Here is a 3,034-nt window from a genome sequence, read left to right as displayed (position 1 = left end):
TCATTATGCCAGTTGGGGTTTGTGTGTTTTTTTGATTTCTATTTTTGGATTAGGGAAAGGTCTCAAAAAGTAATAATATAACTACTTTGTGAATGAAAATTGTATTTTTATGAATTATTTTTGGGCTTGTACAGTAGCCTCTTTCATTTCGCTCCACTTCTTGATATAATGCCTTTGTTCAAAGGTTAGTTGTTTATGCATAATCCACCTGTTTTCTTAAGCAAAAACCAAAGATTATAAACACTGGCTAATCTTTGAACCCAAATTCAAAGATTCAAAGATTGAATGTATTTTTGACTTTGACTTAACTTAAAGGGTCAAGTCGGTTAAACTAAGTGGTGCGTTTATGATGAGAATTTACATCAGGTTAAAAGAGTAACTAATATACCTTTTGACCGACTAACGAGTGTTGCACTTATGATGTGAATTCAAGTTTGCATAAAGTATTTACGGACTGTAAAATATGTTTAGATTTGGTGAAAAAGTAGCGGGTTATGATATTCTTGTTTTTAACGAACGAGAAGTCCGAGCTGCTGCTGGAATCGTATTTTTATTTGCTTTTATTGCCTTTATGAACGGTTTTTTAACGGGTAATAACGAGCCAACTAAGTTAATGGTGTCGGTTTTTTTGTTTGATTTTTTTATTCGTATTTTTATCAATCCAAAATATGCACCTTCCATGATAATGGCTCGTTGGATGGTGAACAATCAAACCCCTGAGTATGTCGGTGCACCGCAAAAACGCTGGGCATGGGTATTTGGATTTTTCTTGGCAATAACAATGTTTTATCTGGTGGTGCTCAACGATATTCGTGGCCCCATTAATATTTTGACTTGCGCCTTGTGCTTAGGTTTGTTGTTTTTTGAAGCAGTATTTGGTATTTGTGTAGGGTGCAAGGTTTACAATATATTTCATCAAAACAGTGCAAAGTATTGCCTTGGTGATTCCTGTGATTTAGACAAAACAAGAATGCCAATTCAATATCTTAACTTGGTGCAAAAAATGATATTTGTTATATCAATATTGTTGCTATTGTATTTGGCATTTGGTGATATTATTACAACTCTAGCAAGGGGATAAGGATGAAAATAATAATATGGTTAATGTTGTTCGGTAACGCATTTACTGCACAAGCCTTAATGAAAGTGCAACAAATAAGTCCTGATGTATATGCATTGGTAGGTGAGTTGTCCCAACGGTCGCAAGCTAATTTAGGTAACAATTCAACTCATGGCGTTATTGTAACTGATGAAGGGGTAATATTAATAGATTCGGGTGCCAGTTATTTAGGGGCAAAGCAAATTCATCAGATTATTCAAAAGATAACTGATAAGCCGATTAAAATTGTTATCAACACAGGCGGACAAGATCATCGTTGGCTAGGTAACGGTTATTTTAAGAAATTGGGCGCTATTATTATTAGTTCGGCAGAAGCAAGAAAAGACCAAAAAATACGTGTTAATAGCCAAATAAGCCGATTAGACAGATTAATTGGCGACAGTTTAGAGGGAACAACCCCTGTTTTTGCTGATACAGTTTTTAAAAATAGTTACAATATTGAGTTAGGTAACACCAAATTGGCGCTTTATTATCAGGGTGGTGCACATACATTGGGAGATATTTTTGTTTACATGCCTAGTGAAAAAATTATGTTTTCAGGGGATATTGTTTTTAATGATAGGATGTTAGGTATCGGCCCTGCTAAGAATTTTCAAAGCTGGATGCAAGTATTTGAAAAAATGGCAAAATTTGACATAAAAACTCTGATTCCAGGGCATGGTAGAGCATCAACTTTGGAAACTGCAACGCATGATACCTACGAATATTTGCTGTTTTTAAAAAAAGAAGTTGCTAAAATTTTAAACAGAGATGGAAGTTTATTAGAAATAAGCAATATTGACCAATCAAAATTCCATTATTTAAAAAATTATGAGAGTATTTCGGGTAAAAATGCGGGCTGGGTATTTGAGCAAATGGAGTTTGATTATTAACAATAGGAGACTTTTGCATAAATAGGAAAAAAGTGATGAAAAATATAAAGGTATTGTGGGCTATTATCACGGTGTTGTCTTTAATTTTGGCAGGGATTGGCTATCAATTCGTAGTTGGATCGGTAATAACAGCGAAAGATGGGCGAATAGCGATTGTTTTAACCAAAGGTGAACGAAATTTTGTGTTAGGCGAGATGCGTGGATTGTTAGCAAATATGCAACAACTTGTTAGTGCTGCTGCTGATAAAGATATAGATAAAACGATTCGTATTGCCAAAAAATTGATCGACGATTCAAAAGGGGCAAAACAACTGTCTATTATTGCCAAAACGCCGATTAACTTTAAGCGCCTGACAAATAATATTCACGCTCAATTTAAAACATTATATAGCGATGCGGTGGAAAAAAGAGATCCGAATCATTCATTAAAACAAGTTTCTATTATCATGCAAAATTGTATTGTTTGCCATGGTGCATATCAATTAACTGAATTAAATAAATAAAAGATAGGAGAACTATGAAAAAACTAAAATTATTATTTGCTATATCTGCTTTTACTGCCAGCGTTAGTGTCACAGCATTATTTGGATTTTTTGAAGAGGGTGCAAAATCAGAAGAAGTAGCACCGCCCGCAACACAAGAAAAATCTGTTGCCGAATGTGAAGCCCCCAGTTGGGCAAAAGCGATTGGTCACGAGAAAAAGTGGAAATTGCACAACGGTTGCCCAAGCGCTGAAACAGAAAGTCAGCCTAAGAATCACCCTAAAGAACATCAAGAACTTTAGCACAATTTATGAGACGTATAAATTGTCCATTTTGGACAAAAAAATGCACTATTCCTTGCCTTTTCTAAATCGCATTACCCCAATCCAAAAATAAAAACCAAAAAAACACACAAACCCCAACTGGCATAATGATTTCAACCAAAAAACAGTTTCACCCATTAGGTGAAAAACAACAGGCAACCAAGCCCCTCATTAACCAACCAAACTTTATGTGTTTATGAACATTTTAAATTACAAACTTGATACAACTAACGAACA

Annotated in this window: 4 protein-coding genes; all 4 read left to right on the top strand. The window is 34.8% G+C overall.

All coding sequences use genetic code 11. The annotated features are described in order from the left end of the window. The first annotated feature begins 463 nt into the window (after nt 1–463). The 4 genes from BAZSYMA_RS05410 to BAZSYMA_RS05395 are packed head-to-tail and all read left to right on the top strand — an operon-like array spanning nt 464 to nt 2,776. On the top strand, nt 464–1,081 hold the full coding sequence (locus BAZSYMA_RS05410; RefSeq protein WP_090716459.1) for a DUF4395 domain-containing protein: 618 nt from the start codon (nt 464–466) through the stop codon (nt 1,079–1,081). Between the two features lie 2 nt (nt 1,082–1,083). Then, nucleotides 1,084–1,992 (top strand): MBL fold metallo-hydrolase, encoded by a 909-nt coding sequence (locus BAZSYMA_RS05405; RefSeq protein ID WP_090716457.1) that lies wholly within the window; start codon nt 1,084–1,086, stop codon nt 1,990–1,992. A 35-nt stretch (nt 1,993–2,027) separates the two neighbouring features. Further along, nucleotides 2,028–2,495, top strand: a complete 468-nt coding sequence (locus tag BAZSYMA_RS05400) for a hypothetical protein (protein ID WP_090716455.1) — start codon at nt 2,028–2,030, stop codon at nt 2,493–2,495. Nucleotides 2,496–2,509: 14 nt separating this feature from the next. After that, nucleotides 2,510–2,776, top strand: coding sequence for a hypothetical protein (locus tag BAZSYMA_RS05395; protein WP_090716453.1), 267 nt, complete (start codon nt 2,510–2,512; stop codon nt 2,774–2,776). Nucleotides 2,777–3,034 lie beyond the last annotated feature (258 nt).

The sequence above is a fragment of the Bathymodiolus azoricus thioautotrophic gill symbiont genome (assembly GCF_001298715.1).
GTDB lineage: Bacteria > Pseudomonadota > Gammaproteobacteria > PS1 > Pseudothioglobaceae > Thiodubiliella.
This window is presented reverse-complemented; position numbering and strand designations above follow the sequence as displayed.

Excerpts from the sequence above, each read along its gene's own strand:
- BAZSYMA_RS05400 (WP_090716455.1), top strand. The coding sequence starts at position 2,028 with ATGAAAAATATAAAGGTATTGTGGGCTATTATCACGGTGTTGTCTTTA.
- BAZSYMA_RS05405 (WP_090716457.1), top strand. The coding sequence starts at position 1,084 with ATGAAAATAATAATATGGTTAATGTTGTTCGGTAACGCATTTACTGCA.
- BAZSYMA_RS05395 (WP_090716453.1), top strand. The coding sequence starts at position 2,510 with ATGAAAAAACTAAAATTATTATTTGCTATATCTGCTTTTACTGCCAGC.
- BAZSYMA_RS05410 (WP_090716459.1), top strand. The coding sequence starts at position 464 with ATGTTTAGATTTGGTGAAAAAGTAGCGGGTTATGATATTCTTGTTTTT.